15 protein-coding genes and 1 pseudogene are annotated in these 18,972 nt (G+C 56.8%); 8 read left to right on the top strand and 8 right to left on the bottom strand.

Annotated elements, in window-relative coordinates; genetic code table 11:
• The first annotated feature begins 208 nt into the window (after nucleotides 1-208).
• Entirely contained in the window at nucleotides 209-1,612 is a 1,404-nt protein-coding gene (gene mdtD / locus HA48_RS02720; RefSeq protein ID WP_128599667.1) for a multidrug transporter subunit MdtD, read from the top strand.
• On the opposite strand, the pseudogene rbsR reads toward mdtD, so the two are convergent.
• The 7 genes and pseudogenes from rbsR to HA48_RS02685 form a co-directional block, all read right to left on the bottom strand.
• Nucleotides 1,609-2,600 (bottom strand): annotated as a pseudogene (gene rbsR / locus HA48_RS02715) (ribose operon transcriptional repressor RbsR). The gene mdtD and the pseudogene rbsR sit on opposite strands and share 4 nt — an antisense overlap.
• A gap of 4 nt (nucleotides 2,601-2,604) precedes the next feature.
• Nucleotides 2,605-3,534, bottom strand: a complete 930-nt coding sequence (gene rbsK, locus HA48_RS02710; RefSeq protein WP_128599666.1) for a ribokinase — start codon at nucleotides 3,532-3,534, stop codon at nucleotides 2,605-2,607.
• Between the two features lie 64 nt (nucleotides 3,535-3,598).
• On the bottom strand, nucleotides 3,599-4,474 hold the full coding sequence (rbsB, locus tag HA48_RS02705; protein WP_039332952.1) for a ribose ABC transporter substrate-binding protein RbsB: 876 nt from the start codon (nucleotides 4,472-4,474) through the stop codon (nucleotides 3,599-3,601).
• Between the two features lie 27 nt (nucleotides 4,475-4,501).
• Nucleotides 4,502-5,473 (bottom strand): ribose ABC transporter permease, encoded by a 972-nt coding sequence (gene rbsC, locus HA48_RS02700; protein ID WP_128599665.1) that lies wholly within the window; start codon nucleotides 5,471-5,473, stop codon nucleotides 4,502-4,504.
• Nucleotides 5,470-6,978 (bottom strand): ribose ABC transporter ATP-binding protein RbsA, encoded by a 1,509-nt coding sequence (rbsA, locus tag HA48_RS02695; RefSeq protein ID WP_128599664.1) that lies wholly within the window; start codon nucleotides 6,976-6,978, stop codon nucleotides 5,470-5,472. Before rbsA ends, rbsC begins: the two co-directional genes overlap by 4 nt.
• Nucleotides 6,979-6,985: 7 nt before the next feature.
• Nucleotides 6,986-7,405: a D-ribose pyranase gene (gene rbsD / locus HA48_RS02690; protein ID WP_128599663.1), complete on the bottom strand. Its 420-nt coding sequence runs from the start codon at nucleotides 7,403-7,405 to the stop codon at nucleotides 6,986-6,988.
• A 240-nt stretch (nucleotides 7,406-7,645) separates the two neighbouring features.
• Nucleotides 7,646-8,041 (bottom strand): YgiW/YdeI family stress tolerance OB fold protein, encoded by a 396-nt coding sequence (locus HA48_RS02685; RefSeq protein ID WP_128599662.1) that lies wholly within the window; start codon nucleotides 8,039-8,041, stop codon nucleotides 7,646-7,648.
• Between the two features lie 170 nt (nucleotides 8,042-8,211).
• Here HA48_RS02685 and qseB point away from each other — a divergent pair, with 170 nt between their 5' ends.
• Nucleotides 8,212-8,874, top strand: a complete 663-nt coding sequence (gene qseB, locus HA48_RS02680; protein ID WP_128599661.1) for a quorum sensing response regulator transcription factor QseB — start codon at nucleotides 8,212-8,214, stop codon at nucleotides 8,872-8,874.
• Nucleotides 8,871-10,202, top strand: a complete 1,332-nt coding sequence (gene qseC, locus HA48_RS02675; protein WP_128599660.1) for a quorum sensing histidine kinase QseC — start codon at nucleotides 8,871-8,873, stop codon at nucleotides 10,200-10,202. Before qseB ends, qseC begins: the two co-directional genes overlap by 4 nt.
• Before the next feature lie 12 nt (nucleotides 10,203-10,214).
• Here qseC and kup read toward each other — a convergent pair whose 3' ends face one another.
• Nucleotides 10,215-12,083: a low affinity potassium transporter Kup gene (gene kup / locus HA48_RS02670; protein WP_128599659.1), complete on the bottom strand. Its 1,869-nt coding sequence runs from the start codon at nucleotides 12,081-12,083 to the stop codon at nucleotides 10,215-10,217.
• A gap of 299 nt (nucleotides 12,084-12,382) precedes the next feature.
• Between kup and ravA the strand changes: the two genes are divergently transcribed.
• The 5 genes from ravA to mioC all read left to right on the top strand — a co-directional run bounded on the left by ravA (nucleotide 12,383) and on the right by mioC (nucleotide 18,710).
• Nucleotides 12,383-13,879, top strand: coding sequence for an ATPase RavA (gene ravA, locus HA48_RS02665; protein WP_128599658.1), 1,497 nt, complete (start codon nucleotides 12,383-12,385; stop codon nucleotides 13,877-13,879).
• Nucleotides 13,876-15,336, top strand: coding sequence for an ATPase RavA stimulator ViaA (gene viaA / locus HA48_RS02660; protein WP_128599657.1), 1,461 nt, complete (start codon nucleotides 13,876-13,878; stop codon nucleotides 15,334-15,336). Before ravA ends, viaA begins: the two co-directional genes overlap by 4 nt.
• A 14-nt stretch (nucleotides 15,337-15,350) precedes the next feature.
• Nucleotides 15,351-17,546 (top strand): 5-histidylcysteine sulfoxide synthase, encoded by a 2,196-nt coding sequence (gene ovoA / locus HA48_RS02655; protein ID WP_128599656.1) that lies wholly within the window; start codon nucleotides 15,351-15,353, stop codon nucleotides 17,544-17,546.
• Between the two features lie 107 nt (nucleotides 17,547-17,653).
• Nucleotides 17,654-18,115, top strand: coding sequence for a transcriptional regulator AsnC (asnC, locus tag HA48_RS02650; RefSeq protein ID WP_128599673.1), 462 nt, complete (start codon nucleotides 17,654-17,656; stop codon nucleotides 18,113-18,115).
• A gap of 154 nt (nucleotides 18,116-18,269) precedes the next feature.
• Entirely contained in the window at nucleotides 18,270-18,710 is a 441-nt protein-coding gene (mioC, locus tag HA48_RS02645) for an FMN-binding protein MioC (RefSeq protein ID WP_128599655.1), read from the top strand.
• Nucleotides 18,711-18,972 lie beyond the last annotated feature (262 nt).

The raw sequence follows: 18,972 nt of genomic DNA, 5'->3' as shown, positions 1-18,972 counted from the left end.
GTAATTCAGAGGTGACAAGCATTTCTTTAAAAAAACTGACCGAAAGCTACTTTTTTATACGAACGCGCTAAAATGCAGCGTTTTCTGGCTAATAGTCACGCTAACTGGCCGCTCTTGCGGCACAAATCAACGCCATCCACCTGATGACCAATGCTATTCTTTCTGACTACGCTCTTTGCTGACAGAAATACTTCAAGAAGGATTTTCAATGATTCGCTCCGCGCGCAGTATGGCCGGCCTGCCCTGGATCGCCGCCATGGCGTTTTTTATGCAGGCCCTCGACGCTACCATCCTTAATACTGCGCTTCCTGCGATTGCCACCAGTCTCGAACGTTCTCCTCTTGCAATGCAGTCCGCCGTTATCAGTTACACGCTTACTGTAGCGATGCTGATCCCGGTTAGCGGCTGGCTGGCCGACCGGTTCGGTACCCGTAAAGTTTTCATCATCGCTGTCTCTCTGTTTACGCTCGGCTCTCTGGCCTGCGCGCTCTCGGGGTCGCTCGGTATGCTGGTGATCTCCCGTATCCTTCAGGGAATAGGCGGTGCGATGATGATGCCGGTTGCGCGTCTGGCCCTGCTGCGCGCCTATCCACGCAGTGAGCTGCTGCCCGTGCTCAATTTTGTGACCATGCCGGGCCTGGTGGGGCCGATTCTGGGTCCGATGCTGGGCGGCCTGCTGGTGACCTACGCCAGCTGGCACTGGATATTCCTGATTAATATCCCGATTGGCATTGCCGGCATCTTCTATGCACGCAAATACATGCCGGATTTCACCACGCCAAAACGCCGCTTCGATTTTATCGGCTTTATGCTGTTCGGTTTGGGGCTGGTGCTGATCTCTATTGGTATCGAACTGTTCGGTGAGCGCATCGTTTCGCCGTGGCAGGCAGTACTGGTGCTGGTCAGCGGTATTGTTTTACTGCTTCTTTATATAATGCACGCGTGCCGCCACCCTGCACCGCTTATCAGCCTGCCAATGTTTAAAACCCGTACCTTCTCGGTTGGCATTATCGGCAACATAGCTGCACGTCTCGGCACGGGTTGTATTCCTTTCCTGATGCCACTGATGCTGCAGGTTGGTTTTGGTTACCCGGCTATTATCGCCGGCTGTATGATGGGGCCAACAGCGATCGGCTCGCTGTTGGCAAAATCGACCGTTACGCAAGTGCTGCGTCGCTTTGGCTATCGCAAAACGCTGGTTGGTATCACCGTCATCATCGGCATTCTGGTCGCCAGCTTCTCGCTTCAGTCACCTGGCGAGAGCGTGATTATGCTGCTGGTTGCGCTGTTTGTATTAGGGATGGCGATGTCAACGCAGTTCACCGCCATGAATACCATTACGCTGGCCGATCTGAATGACGAGAACGCCAGCGGCGGCAACAGCGTGCTGGCGGTAACGCAACAGGTATCGATCAGCTTTGGCGTTGCGGTCAGCGCAGCGGTATTGCGTTTTTACCAGGATTTTGAAAGCACTACCGTGCAGCAGTTTCACGCCACGTTCCTGACGATGGGCGTCATTACCGTGCTGTCCGCGCTGGCGTTTCTGCTGTTACGCCCCGGTGATGGCCGCAACCTGATTGCTAACCGCGAGAAAAAGAGGAGAGCCGCTTAAACCGAGCCGCGTTCTACCAGCTCCGGCGTCAGCACCAGCGTTTGCTGGCTGGCGTCGGGATCGCTCATGCGATGGATCAGCGTATCAATCGCCAGCTCGCCCAGTTCGTCTTTGGGCTGATGAACAGTGCTGAGCGGCGGCGTCAGATAGCGCGCCAGTTCGATGTTATCGTAACCCATCACCGCAATATCATCCGGCACGCGTAATCCCGCCTGAAACAGGGCATGATAGACGCCCACCGCCATCGCATCATTGCTGGTAAACACCGCCTGCGGCAGGGGATCGCATGTCAGTAGCTGGTTCATGGCATTGAAGCCGCCCTGAAATTCAAAATCACCATCAACGATATAGCCGGCAGGCACGGTTAAGCCGCTTTCGGCCATCGCCTTATGGAATCCGTCCAGACGCAGACGTGCCGGGGTTTTATCCAGCGGACCAGCAATACAGGCAATGCGCGTATAGCCGCGCTCAATCAAATGCCGGGTCGCCAGTTCGCCGCCCAGTAAGGCATTGTCCTGAATAATGTCACCGCGCCCTTCAAACGGTGCCCAATCCATCATCACCATTGGCACCGACGGATAACGATTGAGAATATCCGCAGAGGCAGATGCGTTTCCGTACACATCATTAGCAGCCCATCTACACGCTTCTGCATCAGCGTCTCCAGGCTGCGATTCATGCGGTCTTCATCCCCTTCGGTATTACACAGAATCAGGCTATAGCCGCGCTCATAGCAGCTGTTTTCCACGCCACGCACCACTTCCGAATAAAACGGGTTACTGCTGGCAGTCAGCAGCATGCCAATGGTACGGGTCTGTTTGATCTTCAGGCTGCGCGCCAGCGCCGAGGGCGCATAGTTCAGCTCCCGAATCGCCTGTTCCACCTTTTCCCGCACCTGTTCGCTAACGAAACGGTTGTTGTTGATGACATGGGAAACCGTGGAGGTGGAGACGCCCGCAACGCGAGCGACATCTTTCATGGTAGCCAAGCGCTTAACCCTGTTGCTGCAGGAAGGCGTCAATCTCAGCGCGCCATGGCACCGAGGGTTGCGCGCCGGGCCGCGTCACGGCAATGGCCGCTGCAGCGTGCGCAAAACGCACCGCATCCTGCATCGCCACGCCTTCGAGACGCGCGGTAATAAAGGCGCCGTTAAAGGTATCGCCAGCGGCGATGGTATCAACCGCCTGCACGCTAAAGCCGGGAATACGCTGCCCTTTGCCCTGTTCGCTCAGCCACACGCCGCGGCGACCAAGGGTAATCAGCACGGTCTTAATGCCTTTGTCATGCAGTGCCTGTGCCGCACGCGCGGCATCCTCATCACACTTCACCGCGATGCCGGTCAGGATCTCCGCTTCTGTTTCGTTTGGTGTGATGATATCGATCAGCGCCAGTAGTTCGTCAGAGAGCTGTGTCGCTGGCGCAGGGTTGAGGATCACCTGCGTGCTCTGTGCCTGCGCGATTTTTGCCGCCGCCAGCACACTCTCCAGCGGCGATTCCAGTTGCATCAGCAGCGCATCGGCATCGCAGATCACCTGCTGATGACGCGCCACACAGGCTGGCGTCAGCGCCGCGTTGGCACCGGAGTAGATGCCGATGTTGTTTTCACCTTCGCCGTTCACGAAGATCATCGCCACGCCGGTAGCTTCATCCGCTACGGACTCGACCGGCGCAGTATCAATACGGTCCTGTTGCAGCTGCTGGCGAATGCGTTCGCCGATATCATCAGCGCCGACACAGGCAATAAAAGCAATATCGGCTCCTGCACGCCCGGCTGCTACCGCCTGGTTGGCTCCTTTGCCGCCAAAGGCAATCTGATACTGTTTCCCGATCACCGTTTCGCCCGGGCGGGGGAAGTGGTCGAGGTTAAGGATGTGATCGGCATTAATACTGCCGAGAACCGCCAGTTTTGCGCTTTTGCTCATAGGGAGTCATCCAGGAAAGTGCGCCACCCTTAGGGTGGCGCGTTGCCATGCTTTTCTTTGGGTTTTATTTGGTTACCAGCTTCAGATCAACCGGGTTAACCGCCTGCACTTTTTCGCCTTTCAGCACTTTATCTGCAGTATCAACGCCGATCACACCAATCTTATCTGGCATCTGCGCAACTGTTGCGGTCAGTTTACCAGACTCAACCGCTTTCACGCCGTCTGCCGTGCCGTCGAAGCCCACCACCAGCACATCGGTTTTACCCGCAGTCTGCAGCGCGCGCAGTGCACCCAGCGCCATTTCGTCGTTCTGCGCGAAGACGGCCTGCACATCCGGATGCGCCTGCAGCAGGTTCTGCATGACGTTCAGGCCCTTGGTGCGGTCGAAGTCTGCCGGCTGGCTGGCCAGAATGTTAAACTTGTGTGCATCAGCGGCCTGTTTGAACCCTTCACCGCGCTCGCGGGCGGCGGAAGTACCGGCAATGCCCTGCAGTTCGATGATTTTCGCGCCGTCACCCAGCTTCTTCGCAATGAAGTCGCCGGCCATTTTGCCGCCGAAGCGGTTATCAGAAGCCACGTGGCTCACTACGGTGCCCTGTGCCGCCACGCGGTCGAGGGTGATTACCGGGATGTTCGCCTGGTTAGCCATTTTCACCGCGTTACCCACGGCATCCGAATCAGTCGGGTTAATCAGCATCAGTTTGGTGCCGCGGACGGTCAGATCCTGCACGTTCGCCAGCTCTTTCGCCGGGTTGTTCTGTGAATCCAGCACCACCAGGTTATAACCCAGTTTATCGGCTTCTTTCTGTGCGCCATCTTTCAGTGACACAAAGAACGGGTTATTCAGGGTAGAGACCACCAGCGCAATGGTGTCCTTTGCCATCGCGCCAGCACTGAGGGTGGCGCCAAGGATGACGGCCAATGCAGTTAACTTTTTCATTTATATAATCCTGTGTGAAGGTCAGAGTTATTTACTGCTTTTGTTATCCACCAGCACCGCCAGCAGAATGACGACTGCTTTAACAATCATCTGGTAGTAAGACGATACGCCCATCAGGTTCAGGCCGTTATTCAGGAAACCGAGAATCAGCGCACCAATCAGCGTGCCCATGATGCGTCCTTTACCGCCTGCCAGGCTGGTTCCACCCAGCACCACCGCCGCGATGGCATCCAGCTCATAACCGGTACCTGCAGTCGGTTGCGCAGACGAGAGACGCGCTACTTCGATAGTGCCTGCCAGCGCCGCCAGCAGACCGCTCAGCGAATAGACAATGATTTTGACGCGATTAACGTTAATGCCCGACAGGCGCGTTGCCGCTTCGTTACCGCCCAGCGCATAGATGTAGCGACCAAGACGCGTGTGATGCAGCATGTACCACGCCAGCGCGAACACAACTGCCATCAACCATACCGGCGTTGGAATGCCCAGCGGGCGACCAATGCCGAACCAGCCAAACAGGTCGGCATTGTCACTGAAGCCGGTATTAATCGGGCTGCCGTTGGTATACACCATGGTCACCCCGCGCAGCAGCAGCATCATTACCAGCGTGGCGATAAACGCCTGCACTTTGCCGCGCGCCACAATCACACCGGTTACGCCGCCAATAGCGGCACCCAGCGCCAGCGATGCGACGACCGCTACCAGCGCATTCACCTCCAGCCCGACAATCGAGGCGGCGACTGCGCCAGTCAGCGCCAGCAGTGAACCAACGGAGAGGTCAATCCCGGAGGTTAAAATCACCAGCGTCATGCCCACGGCCATAATGGCGTTGACCGAGGTCTGCTGCAGGATGTTGAACATGTTGGCGACGGTGAAGAAGTTGGGGCTCTGGCTGGCCACCACGGCAATCAGCACAATCAGCGCGATGAGCGATTTCTGCTCCATCAGCCAGGCTTTGCTGAACCAGCGACGGCTGGCAGGTAAGGTTTGGGTACTCATACGACTAAATCCTCGCTGTGTTGCTTACCGACTGCCGCTGCCATCAGGGACTCCTGGGTAGCCTGCTCACGGGAAAATTCGCCACTCAGATGGCCTTCATGCATTACCAGAATGCGATCGCTCATGCCCAGCACTTCCGGCATTTCCGATGACACCAGGATGATGCTCAGCCCTTCGGCTTTAAACTGGTTAATTAACTGGTAGATCTCTTTTTTGGCGCCCACGTCAACGCCGCGCGTCGGCTCATCAAGGATCAGCACATCCGGGCGCGTCATCAGTCCGCGCGCAATCGCCACTTTTTGCTGATTTCCCCCGGAGAGCAGGCCGATCGGCTGCATCATTGATGGCGTCTTGACGTTAAACAGGCGAATAAAATCACCCACCGCCAGCTGCTCTTCGGCATGTTTCAGGCCACCGCCTGCGCGACTGAAGTAGCGTAACGCCGTGAGCGACATGTTCTCTTTTACCGACATGCCCAGCACCAGCCCATCACGCTTACGATCTTCAGAGATATAGACGATGCCGTTTGCCAGACCATCCTGCGGTGAACGCGTGATAATGGTGCGGCCATTCAGCGTGACGCTGCCGCGCGTACGCGGCAGCGCGCCATAAAGCACTTTCATTAGCTCAGTACGCCCCGCACCCATCAGGCCAGAGATACCGAGGATTTCGCCCTTGCGCAGGGTAAAGCTGACGTTGTCCACGCCCGGCCCGCTGAGGTTCTCCACGGTTAAGCGCACGGCACCCGGCTCCTGATCGATACGCGGATACTGATCTTCCAGCTTGCGGCCGACCATCATCTCAATCAGGCTCTCTTCCCGCAGATCGCTTACCGCGCGTTCGGCAATAAACTGGCCGTCGCGGAATACGGTAACGTCATCGCAGATCTCGAAGATCTCTTTCATGCGGTGCGAGATATAAACAATGCCGCAGCCCTGCGCTTTCAGCTCATTGATCACGCGGAACAGCGACAGCGTTTCGGTATCCGTCAGCGCGTCGGTCGGTTCATCCATAATGATGACTTTTGACTCGAAGCTGAGCACTTTGGCGATCTCAACCATCTGCTGGTCGCCGATCGACAGATCGCCCACCAGCTTGTGGCTGTTAAAACGCAGATTCAGGCGCTTTAACAGCGCATCCGCTTCGGCATACATCTTTTTCCAGTCGATGCGGCCAATGCGGTTAACAAATTCGCGACCCAGGAAAATGTTCTCTGCCACGCTCAGCTGCGGAATCAGGTTCAGTTCCTGATGGATGATACCAATGCCCGCTTCCTGTGATGCTTTAGGGCCAGAGAAGGTAACCTCACTGCCCAACCACTGCAGCGACCCGGCATCTTTGCTGTAGATACCGGTCAGCACTTTCATCATGGTCGATTTGCCAGCGCCATTCTCGCCCACCAGCGCCATTACGCGGCCAGGGTAAACCGCCAGCGACGCGCCATTCAGCGCTTTTACGCCGGGGAACGATTTTTCAATCCCTGTGAGTTGCAATAAGGGTTGCATCATGGCCTCAGAAGGTGACGCCCGCGCTCAGGATGACATTCGCATACGGAGAGCACTCTCCGCTGCGAATGACCGCCTGACTACGCTGAGTGTGTTGTTTGAACTGTTCATGGCTGGTGTAACTAACGGTGATGATATTCCCCTGGTGCTGTTGCAAGGCTTCGAGCACGGCGAGCAGCTGGCTGTGGAGCGACGGATTATGCTCTCTGATCTCTTCCGCAATCAGGGCGCTCTCTACCTGCATCTCCTGCGTGATGACCTCCACCACCTGAATAAAGCCGGGCGTACCTGGCGTCAGCGCCAGATCGATGCGCTGCGGCCCTGCCGGAACAGGCAAGCCAGCATCGGCAATCGTCAGCGTATCGGTATGCCCCAGGCGGGCAATCACATGAGAGACTTCAGCGTGTAACAAGCGACCTTTTTTCATTTCTTCCACTCCACAGCGAAACGTTTCGCTGATCCGGAGTGTATAAAATGCGTGCGACAACTCAATCGCGGCATCACGGAAATGTGATCGCTATCGAAACGTTTCGCTTGTGGCAGAGAGGATTTGAGTTTGGTACAGGCGGGAAGCCGGCAAACGGCTTCGAATTGAAGGCAGGATTGATGAACCCTGCCAGGGATGCGTTACTGAAAGAGCCACCACCCGGGCGGCTCCCGCTAAAACTTAAGGCAGCTTACGTACCTGTTTTACATCCAGCTCAATTGAGTTGAAATCTTTATCCAGTTCGCCGGTCAGCTCCACCTGATCTTTTGGTGAAACCGTCTGACCGTTCCAGCGTTTGTGGTCGATCTCCACCTTCATGGTGCCGGTGCTATCACGGAACTGATAGTCCTCGTCACCGATCTGCTTCTCCAGCGTACCGCGTACGGTGATCCAGCTGTCATCTTTCATCTCTTCGGCCTGCTTCACCGTTACCACGCTGGCTTTATCGGCCTGAAAACCACCGGCTTTCGTCTGTGCGGCTGGCGCATTGGGGTCGACAAAGCCCCCTTGCTGCGCGGCGAGTACGGGGGTGGCGGCCAGCGCCACGATTGCTAACAGGGCTGCACTCTTTTTCATCTTTCACCTCGTTTCCATGAATGTGCGGGTTACGGTGCTGATTTCACCACAGGGTTCTTAACAGGATCTTAAGAGGAAAAAATAGTCGAAATATCAGCCATTGGCGGCGCTTTACGCTGTACAACGCGCTGTCTGCTTCGTATAACGACGCAGACAACCGGGAGAAACGCATGCGCATTTTATTGATTGAGGATGACACGCTGATTGGCGATGGCCTGAAAGTGGGCCTGAGTAAACTGGGCTTTAGCGTCGATTGGTTCGTATCCGGCGAGGCCGGCTTTCAGGCGCTGAATGCCGCTCCCTGGGATGCCGTGGTGCTGGATCTCTCGCTGCCGGAGCGCGATGGGTTAACCATTTTACGCCAGTGGCGCGAACAGGGCGCGGATGTGCCGATCCTGATCCTTACCGCGCGCGATGCGCTCGACCAGCGCATACAGGGTTTGCAGCTGGGCGCGGATGATTATCTCTGCAAACCGTTTGCCCTCACTGAAGTGTCTGCGCGCTTACAGGCGCTGATTCGCCGTCGCCACGGTCAGCTACAGCCAGAGCTGCGCCACGGTAACGTTGTCATGCAGCCGGGTAACAACTGCGTCATGCTGGCCGGCCAGCCGCTCAGCCTGAAAAGCCGTGAGCTGGCGCTGCTTGAGCTGTTCCTGCGCAATCCCGGTCGCGTGCTGACGCGAGCACAGCTGGAGGAGAAGCTCTACAGCTGGGATGCCGATGTCTCCAGTAATGCTGTTGAAGTCCATATTCACCATCTGCGTAAAAAGCTCGGCAGCCACTTTATTCGTACGGTACACGGCATTGGCTATACGCTGGGAGCAGCAGAATGAGCCTGTTTCTGCGCCTCGCCATCGGTTTTATCGCGCTGATTTTACTCTGCGGTTGCGTGGCCGCGTTCAGCGCCTGGCAGCAAACGCGCGAAACGGTCAATGAACTGTTTGATACCCAGCAAATGCTGTTCGCCAAACGGCTGCTGGCGCTCGACCCGGCGGCCCTTCATGACGCATCGTTGCCGAAAACCAAAACGCTTCTGCGTCACCATCGTGGCGATCAGGATGATGATGCGCTGGCCTTTGCCATCTTTCGCGCCGACGGTACGCCGCAGCTAAATGATGGTGAAAATGGTCGCGATTTGCTGTTTGACCACCAGCGCGATGGGTTTCGCAACGGCCGGCTGCGCGATGATGATGACAGCTGGCGCCTGCTGTGGCTGACCTCTGCGGATAAGCGTTACCGTGTGGTTGTCGGGCAGGAGTGGGAATACCGTGATGACATGACGCGCGATCTGGCGCTCAGCAGCCTGCTCCCCTGGCTGATTGCCATGCCCTTTATGCTCCTGCTGCTGCTGGCGCTGGTATGGTTTGAGCTACGTCCGCTGAAGCGGCTGACGGCGACATTGCAGCAGCGTGCGCCGGACGATGCCACTCCGCTGGCAGAGACGCGTTTGCCCGGCGAGGTTAAACCGCTGGTAGCGGCAATGAACGGGCTGTTCGCGCGCATGGCGCAGCTGGTGCAGCGCGAACGGCGCTTTACCTCTGACGCCGCACACGAGCTGCGCAGCCCGCTGGCTGCACTGCGCGTCCAGAGCGAGGTCATTCAACTGGCCGATGATGATGAAACCATGCGCAGACGCGCGATCCGGCAGCTCGATAGCGGTATTGCCCGCGCTACGCGGCTGGTCGATCAGTTACTGACGCTCTCACGCGTAGAAGCGGACGATCTGCGCAGCGAATTTCAGCCGGTCCCGCTGGCGCCGCTGCTGCAAAATCTGCTGGCCGAACATTTCCCACAGGCCGAAGCGCAGCAGATGGATTTCCAGCTGGACGCGCAGGCCCATCCGGTGATGAACGGTCATCCTCTGCTGCTGAGTTTGCTGCTGCGTAATCTGCTGGATAACGCTTTGCGCTATGCCCCATCCGGCAGTCAGATTCGGCTACAGCTGAATATGCGTGCGCTCACCCTTGAGGATAATGGCCCTGGCGTGAACGATGAGCAGCTGGCGCGGTTGGGCGAACGCTTCTGGCGGCCGCCGGGACAAACGCAAACCGGCAGCGGATTAGGGTTATCGATCGTCAAAAATATCGCACAGCTGCACGGCATCCGGCTGACATTCAGCCATGCAGAACCGCAGGGGCTGCGCGTCACCCTCAACTGGTGACGCGCACAGAGGTCAGATCTCGACCTGGGTTCCCAGCTCAATGACGCGATTAGGCGGGATCTCAAACTGATCGGGCGCGCGCAGGGCATTGCGCTGCAGCGCCAGGAACAGTTTGCCACGCAGGCGCAGGTACCACGGCCGCTTGCCGATAATCAGCGACTCATGCGACATAAAGAATGATGTCTCCATCATGCGGCAATTCAGGCCTTCCAGACCGCAGCGATGGAAAATCTCCTCCACGTTTGGCGTTTCACGCCAGCCGTAGCTGGCCACCACGCGCCAGAAGGTAGGCGACAGCTGCTCGATGGTCACACGCCGCACATTGTGTACGTACGGCGCATCTTCGGTGCGCAGCGTCAGCAATACCACGCGTTCGTGCAGCACTTTATTGTGCTTCAGATTGTGCAGCATGGCGAACGGGATCACGTTCAGCGCCCGCGACATATACACCGCGGTTCCCGGCACGCGTACCGGCGGCGACTTCTCCAGCGAGGCGATCATCGCCTCCAGCGAATTGCCGTGCTCGTGCATGCGGCGCAGCAGGCGGAAACGCTCGCTTTTCCACGTGGTCATCACGATAAACATCATCAGCGCCAGCGTCAGTGGCAGCCAGCCGCCGGAGAACACTTTGACCAGGTTTGCAGAGAACAGCGACACGTCGATGCATAACATTCCCAGCAGAATCAGCAGCACCAGATAGCGGTTCCAGTGCCAGTTCTGAATCGCCACCGTCGAGCAGAGGATGGCCGTCAGCACCATGGTGCCGGTTACGGCGATGCCATACGCCGCCGCCAGGTTGCTGGAGTGTTCAAAGCCGACAATCACAATCACTACCGAGAAGTAGAGCAGCCAGTTAATGACGGGAATATAGATCTGCCCGGACTCCTCCTCCGAAGTGTGAACGATACGCATCGGCGGCAGGTAGCCAAGACGCACAGCCTGGCGCGTCAGCGAGAAGACGCCGGAGATCACCGCCTGTGAAGCGATGACCGTGGCCAGGGTGGCCAGGATCAGCATCGGAATCAGCATCCAGTCCGGCGCTAACAGGAAGAAGGGGTTTTTAATCGCTTCCGGATGCTTAAGCAGCAGTGCCCCCTGACCAAAGTAGTTGAGCACCAGCGAGGGCAGAACCACCACAAACCACGCCAGGCGAATCGGGAATTTACCAAAGTGGCCCATATCTGCGTAGAGCGCTTCAACACCGGTGATCGCCAGCACTACGGCGCCCAGCGCAAAAAACGAGACGCTTTTGTACTGAATAAAGAACTGCAGCGCCCAGTAAGGGTTCATCGCATGCAGCACATCCGGATTGCTGATGATGCTGCGCGCGCCAAGCACCGCCAGGATAATGAACCACAGCAGCATCACCGGCGCAAACAGCTTGCCGACAATGCCGGTGCCGTGTTTTTGAATGATGAACAGCAGCGTCAGCACGGCAATCGCCAGCGGCACAATGTAGGTATCAAGGCTCGGCGCGGCAATCTCCAGCCCCTCAATCGCCGAGAGCACCGAAACGGCAGGCGTGATCACCACTTCACCGTAAAAGAAGCTGCCGCCAATCAAGCCCATGATCACCAGAATCGCCGTCGCCCGCCCCCCGGTATTGCGGCCCGCCAGCGACATCAGCGTCAAAATCCCGCCTTCTCCGGCGTTATCCGCACGCATGACATAGCTAATGTATTTGAGGGAGACCACTAAAATCAGTAGCCAGAATATCAGCGAAAGAAAGCCAAATACCGCTTCGCGTTCTACGCCAAAGCCGAACTGACCAGAGAGACATTCACGCAAAGTATAGAGCGGGCTGGTACCGATATCGCCATACACCACGCCGATTGCGGCCAGTGTGACTGCGCCAAGGGACTGTTTCTTATCCGAGCTCATAGGTTGTCTTTAGTTGGAGCCGCACAGGCGATTGCCTGGTGCTCAGGTCATCAAAAAACGCACAGTATGCACATATTCCCGGAAAAACCTACTCCTGACACGTGCCATTCTTGCGTAAGCAGCGCGTTTTTTCGCTGCAAATCGCGACGTAAAGGCGTCAGAAACCGCAACCTGACTCGTTTCAACCTTCTGAAACAAAAAAGCTGACGGCTATCAACGCTTTCACGCATGATAATCAGTAGAGTAATGCGCTCGCCAGAATATGACGGCACCAGGTTCAGAAGGACAATGATGTGATTATGGCTCAACCCCATCTTTTGGCAGAAAGAATTTCTCGCCTGAGCAATGCCCTGGAAAAGGGGCTATATGAACGGCATCATGCGATCCGCCTGTGCTTACTGGCTGCGCTGAGCGGTGAGAGCGTGTTTCTGCTTGGGCCGCCGGGCATTGCGAAAAGCCTGATAGCCCGCCGTCTGAAATACGCCTTCCAGCATGCCCGCGCGTTTGAATACCTGATGACCCGCTTCTCCACCCCGGAAGAGGTGTTTGGTCCGTTATCGATTCAGGCCCTGAAAGATGAGGGGCGCTATCAGCGTCTGACCAAAGGTTATCTGCCCGATGCGGAGATTGTCTTTCTTGATGAGATTTGGAAAGCCGGGCCGGCGATCCTCAATACGCTGCTCACCGCCATCAACGAACGCCGCTTCCGTAACGGCGACAGCGAAGAAAAAATTCCGATGCGCCTGCTGGTCACCGCCTCCAATGAACTGCCGGAAGCCGATAGCGGCCTGGAAGCGCTGTACGACAGGATGCTGATTCGCTTGTGGCTGGATAACGTGCACGAGAAGCAGAACTTCCGCAGCATGCTGACCCACCAGCAGGATGAGAACGACAATCCGGTGGCGGAGTCGCTGCGCATCAGCGACGAAGAGTACCATCAGTGGCAAAAAGGGATCAGCCAGGTCAGTCTGCCGGATCACGTCTTTGAACTGATCTATCAGTTGCGTCAGCAGCTGGAGAATTTACCGGATGCGCCGTACATCTCTGACCGCCGCTGGAAAAAAGCCATTCATCTGCTGCAGGCCAGTGCGTTCTATAGCGGTCGTATCGCCATTGCGCCGCTTGATCTTATTCTGCTGAAAGATTGCCTGTGGCACGATGTGGCCTCAATGAAGCTGCTGGATCGCGAAATCGATGCGCTGATGACCCAGCACGCCTGGCAGCAGCAGCCGATGCTGCACAAGTTACAGCAGATCAAAGCGCGCCGGCTGGCGCTGCAACAGCAGCAGAGCGTAGCGCAGGCGCTGACGCTGGAAAAACACAGCGGCATGTTCAGCCGTAAACCGCACTATGAGCTGCCGGCAACCCTGAGCGATGAGCAACTGACCCTGATGCTGCAACAGCCGCTGACGTTACACGATATGCAGGTCACGCATGTGCTGATTGGCCGTGAAGCGCTTAATCAGTGGCTGATTAAAGGCGGCGAAATCCGCGGTAAGCTCAACGGCATTGGCTTTGGCCAGTCGCTTGATCTGCTGGTGGATGCGCATCACTGTCTGACGCTGCGCGATGTCAGCCTGCAATCCACACGTCTGACGCTACCCGGTGCTGCCAGCAGCAGTGATGTACCGCAGGAGATCACCGAAGAGTATGACGCGCTGGAGGCGCAGCTGCGCGCCCAGCGTACGCTTTTCAACCAGCACCAGCGCTGCCTGTTTATCAGTGATGACTGGCTGGCACGGGTCGAAACCAGCCTGCAGGATGTGGCGGAACAGCTGAAACAGGCGAGAAAATGATCTCGCTGGAAGCGCTAAGTACGCTGTTATCGATCGGTGAAACTGAGCTGGTCGAAGAGTTGATTCTGGCGCTGCTGGCTTCGCCACAGCTGGCGCTGTTTTTTGAAAAATTTCCGCGCCTGAAACAGGCCATGCTGCGCGATCTGCCTCGCTGGCGGGCAGAGATCGTCGAGCAGATCAAATCCACACCGGTTCCGGAAGCGTTAGCACAGGAGTTCCAGCTGTTTCAGCAGATGCAGCTACTCAGTACCGCCGACTTCAGCCGGGAACTTCCCGCCATTATGGCGCAGCTGCAAAGCCTGCCTTCGCCTTACCGTGAAGAAGCCGGCAGATTGCTGCAGCATAACGAAAGCAGCCAGCTGAGCAATGCGCAACACACGCTGTTTCTGCAACGCTGGCGGCTCAGTCTGACGCTGCAGACCCTCACACTCAATGAAACCGTACTGGAAGCGCAGCGTGAGCGCCTGATGGCGGAACTGCAGCAGCGTATGGCTATCAGTGGTCAGCTGGCGCCGATATTGACGGACGACGACGAAGCCGCCGCCGGACGCTTGTGGGATTTGAGTAAAGCGCCACTGCAGCCCGGTGATTATCAGCTTATCGTGCAGTACGGTGATTTTCTCGCGCAGCAGCCGGAGCTAAAGAAGCTGGCACAGCAGTTAGGCCGCAGCCGCGAAGCCAAATCCGTCCCGTCGCAGGAGGCGCCGCCTGAAGCGTTTCACCAGATGGTGCATGAGCCGGATAACGTGCCGGAAGAGGTGAGCGGCATCCATCAAAGCGATGATGTGCTCCGTCTGTTACCGCCGGAGCTGGCCGCCCTGAGCATCAGCGAACTGGAGCTGGAGTTCTATCGCCGGTTGGTGGAGAAACGCCTGCTCACGTATCGCTTACAGGGCGATGCGTGGCATGAGAAGGTCACGCTGCGCCCGGTGAGCCATCAACAGCATGAAGAGCAGCCGCGCGGGCCGTTTATTGTTTGCGTGGATACCTCCGGCTCAATGGGCGGTTTTAACGAGCGCTGCGCCAAAGCATTTTGCCTGGCACTGCTAAAAGTGGCGCTGGCAGACAGGCGCCGCTGCTACATCATGCTGTTTGCCCATGAAGTGGTAGGCTATGAGCTGACGGCCGATGACGGGATAGCCCAGGCGATCCGTTTCCTGAGCCAGCGTTTCCGCGGCGGCACCGATCTGGCCGCCTGTATGCGCGCGGTCGTAAAGCGGATGGAGGGCAGCCTGTGGCAGGAAGCCGATGCGGTAATCGTCTCCGATTTTATCGCTCAGCGCTTACCGGACGAGGTGGTCAGCACCATTAAACAGCGCCAGCGTCATGAGCAGCAGCGCTTTCATGCGGTGGCCATGTCGACACACGGTAAACCCGGTATTCTGCGCATCTTTGACCACATCTGGCGCTTCGATACCGGTTTAAAAAGTCGGCTGCTGCGCCGCTGGCAGCGCTAAGTCATCGGGCAGAAATGCTTATTTGCTATAGTGAATTACCCGCTGTGTTTATTCAGCTTACGGAGTTCACTGTGACAACCGCTCATCTTCATGCTCAACTGCCCGCGCCCACCCGCACACTGCGGCTCTCCGGCCAGAATCCTGAACAAAAACGTGCCGAACTGCTGGCGTATTTCACCCAGACCTGGGAGCTATACGAAAGCCTGTTTGATTGCCTGGCCGACGAACGCGCCTACGTGAATAAAGCGATCCCGCTGCGCCATCCGTTGATCTTCTATTACGGCCATACCGCCACGTTCTACATTAATAAGCTGATGGCCGGGCGCTATCTGCAAAACCGCGTGGACGATCATATTGAAGCGATGATGGCGATCGGCGTGGATGAGATGAGCTGGGACGATCTTAATGACAGCCACTATGCCTGGCCGACCGTTGAAGCCGTACGCGACTATCGCGGCAAAGTTAAAAGTATCGTCAGTGAACTGATTCAAACCATGCCGCTGACGTTACCCATTACCTGGGACAGTCCGGCCTGGGTCATTCTGATGGGCATTGAGCATGAGCGCATCCACCTGGAGACTTCCAGCGTATTGATTCGTCAGTTGCCAATTGAGTGGGTCAAACCGCAGCCGCACTGGCCGGTCTGTTCACAGGCGCGCCACGATCGCGCCTCTGTGCCGGCCAACTCGCTGATCGCCATGCCCGGTGGCCGCGTTCAACAGGGCAAAACTGACGACACCTACGGCTGGGATAATGAGTACGGTAGCCAGTACAGCGAACTCAAACCGTTCAAAGCCAGTAAAATGCTGGTGAGCAATGCTGAATTTTTCCGCTTCGTTGCTGCTAACGGCTATAACGATCAACGCTGGTGGGATGAAGAGGGCTGGGGCTGGCGTTCATTTGCCGAAGCGCAGATGCCGACATTTTGGGTCGGCGACAGCCAGCAGCCCGATCGGCTCAGGCTGCGGCTGATGACGGAAGAGGTCGCGATGCCGTGGGACTGGCCTGCGGAAGTGAACCAGCTGGAAGCTGCGGCTTTCTGCCGCTGGCTGGCAGAAGAGACCGGTAAAGCCATTCAGCTCCCCTGTGAAGCGGAGTGGATGCAGCTGCGCGAGCAGGTCGCCGGCGATCAGCCAGAGTGGAGCCCGGCGCCCGGTAACATCAACCTGGCGCACTGGGCCTCATCCTGCCCGGTAGATCGCTTTGCGCAGGGGGAATTTTACGACATCGTCGGTAATGTGTGGCAGTGGACGACCACACCGACTTACGGCTTCGAAGGCTTTAAAGTGCATCCGCTGTACGATGATTTTTCCACGCCCACTTTTGACGGCAAGCACGCGCTCATCAAAGGCGGCAGCTGGATCTCAACCGGTAACGAAGCGCTGAAATCCGCACGTTATGCCTTCCGTCGTCACTTCTTCCAGCATGCCGGGTTCCGCTATGTTGTCTCTTCGCATCAGGAGAGCCAGGCGGTCAACCCGTACGAAACCGACAGCATGGTGTCGCAGTACCTCGATTTCCAGTATGGCCCCACCTACTACGGTGTACCAAATTATGCGGCGGCACTGGTAGAGCAGCTGCTGCCACACTGTCCGCAGCGAGGCGAGGCGCTGGATATTGGTTGTGCCACCGGACGGGCCAGCTTCGAACTGGCGCGCCATTTTGCGGCGGTAACCGGCATGGATTACTCCGCCCGCTTTATTGATGTGGCGCTGCAGCTGACCACTGGCGAAGAGTTCCGCTATGTGGTGCCGGAAGAGGGCGATCTGGTGGAGTATCGTCAGGTGCGCCTGAAGGATTTCTGCCTTGATACCGCACAGGCGCAGCGCATTCAGTTTATGCAGGGCGACGCCTGTAACCTGAAGCCGCAGCCGGATCGTTATGATCTGGTGCTGGCGTCTAACCTGATCGATCGTCTGCGTCAGCCGCTGCGCTTTTTGCAGGATATTACGCCAATGATCCGCTCCGGTGGCCTGCTGGTGCTCTCTTCACCTTATACCTGGCTGGAGGCGTTCACGCCAAAAGAGAACTGGCTGGGCGGGATTCGTGAAAACGGTGAAGCGCTGACCACTTATCAGGCTCTGCAGCGGTTACTGCGCGACGCCTTCGAAGAGGTTGCCCCGCCGCAGGATGTGCCGTTCGTGATTCGCGAGACGTCGCGCAAGTTCCAGCACACACAGGCGCAGCTCACCTTGTGGCGTAAGCGCTAAAAAAGCGTGCAGACAGCGGCAGCTCCGCTGTCTGCGCCTTGCCTGTCCCGCCAATTTGCTGCACATTCACCACAGTTCAGAGAAGACAAATTGAATGAGGATGGATGATGGCAGATCACCTGCAACTGGATAATCTTGATCGCGGCATTCTGAATGCGCTGCTGGAGAACGCGCGTACTGCTTATGCCGAACTCGCCAAACAGTTTAACGTTAGCCCCGGCACCATTCATGTGCGCGTGGAGAAGATGCGCCAGGCCGGCATTATTCTGGGTACGCGTGTCGAGATCGATCCGCGCCAGCTTGGCTTTGATGTCTGCTGCTTTATCGGCATTATCCTCAAGAGCGCACGCGATTATCCGGCCGCGCTGAGCAAGCTGGAAGCGCTGGACGAAGTCGTTGAGGCCTGGTACACCACGGGCCACTACAGCATCTTTATTAAAGTTATGTGCCGATCCATTGACGCGCTGCAGCAGGTGCTGATCAACAAGATCCAGACCATAGATGAAATTCAGTCCACCGAAACGCTGATCTCGCTGCAAAACCCGATCATGCGCACCATCAAACCCTGATCCCGCCATAATCTGTGCACAAACTTATCCCGGGCGGATCGCAGCAGCGATGCGCCTTGTCGCCTGATGCTTTCTGCTATTAACCCTGTTTTCCACAGGTGGATCACGGCTTGATCACAGCGTACAATGCTCGCCTTTAGTGCGGGAGAGCATCATGGCCGATATTACGTTAATCAGTGGCAGTACCCTTGGCAGCGCCGAATATGTCGCTGAGCATCTGGAAGAAAAACTGCAGGAAGCGGGCTTCTCAACGGAGGTGCTGCACGGTCCTGAGCTGGATGAGTTACCGCAGCAGGGTATTTGGCTTGTTGTCACTTCCACGCACGGTGCCGGCGAGTTACCGGACAATCTGCTGCCTTTATATGAAGCCCTACAGGAGAGCCAACCGGATCTCTCCGGTGTACGCTTCGGCGCAGTCGGTATTGGCAACCACGAATATGACCTGTTCTGCGGGGCAATTAAACTGCTGGAGCAGCAGCTCATTCAGCTGGGCGCAAAACGCATTGGCGATCGCCTTGAGATCGACGTTCTCGAGCACGAAATTCCTGAAGATCCGGCAGAAGCGTGGGTGGCCAACTGGCATCCGCTGATTTAAAACGATCTTTGCTGGTGGGGGATCGGGAAATTCAGCCGGTCCCCAGAGTATTACGCTGTAATTATGCTTTTTTCACGCGGCTACTTGTGGATAAGATAGCTCAATTCATGCGTATAACCGGTAGTTATCCAAAGAACAACCCTTGATGCTTTTTTCGTCTGTGGATAAGCAGCTAAGTTGATCCCAGCTTATACGGATCAGGATCACCGATCATTCACAGCAAACGATCCTTACTAATCTGCTGTTAAGCTTTGCTTTTTTC

The sequence above is a fragment of the Pantoea wallisii genome (assembly GCF_002095485.1).
Taxonomy (GTDB): Bacteria; Pseudomonadota; Gammaproteobacteria; order Enterobacterales; family Enterobacteriaceae; genus Pantoea; species Pantoea wallisii.
This window is presented reverse-complemented; position numbering and strand designations above follow the sequence as displayed.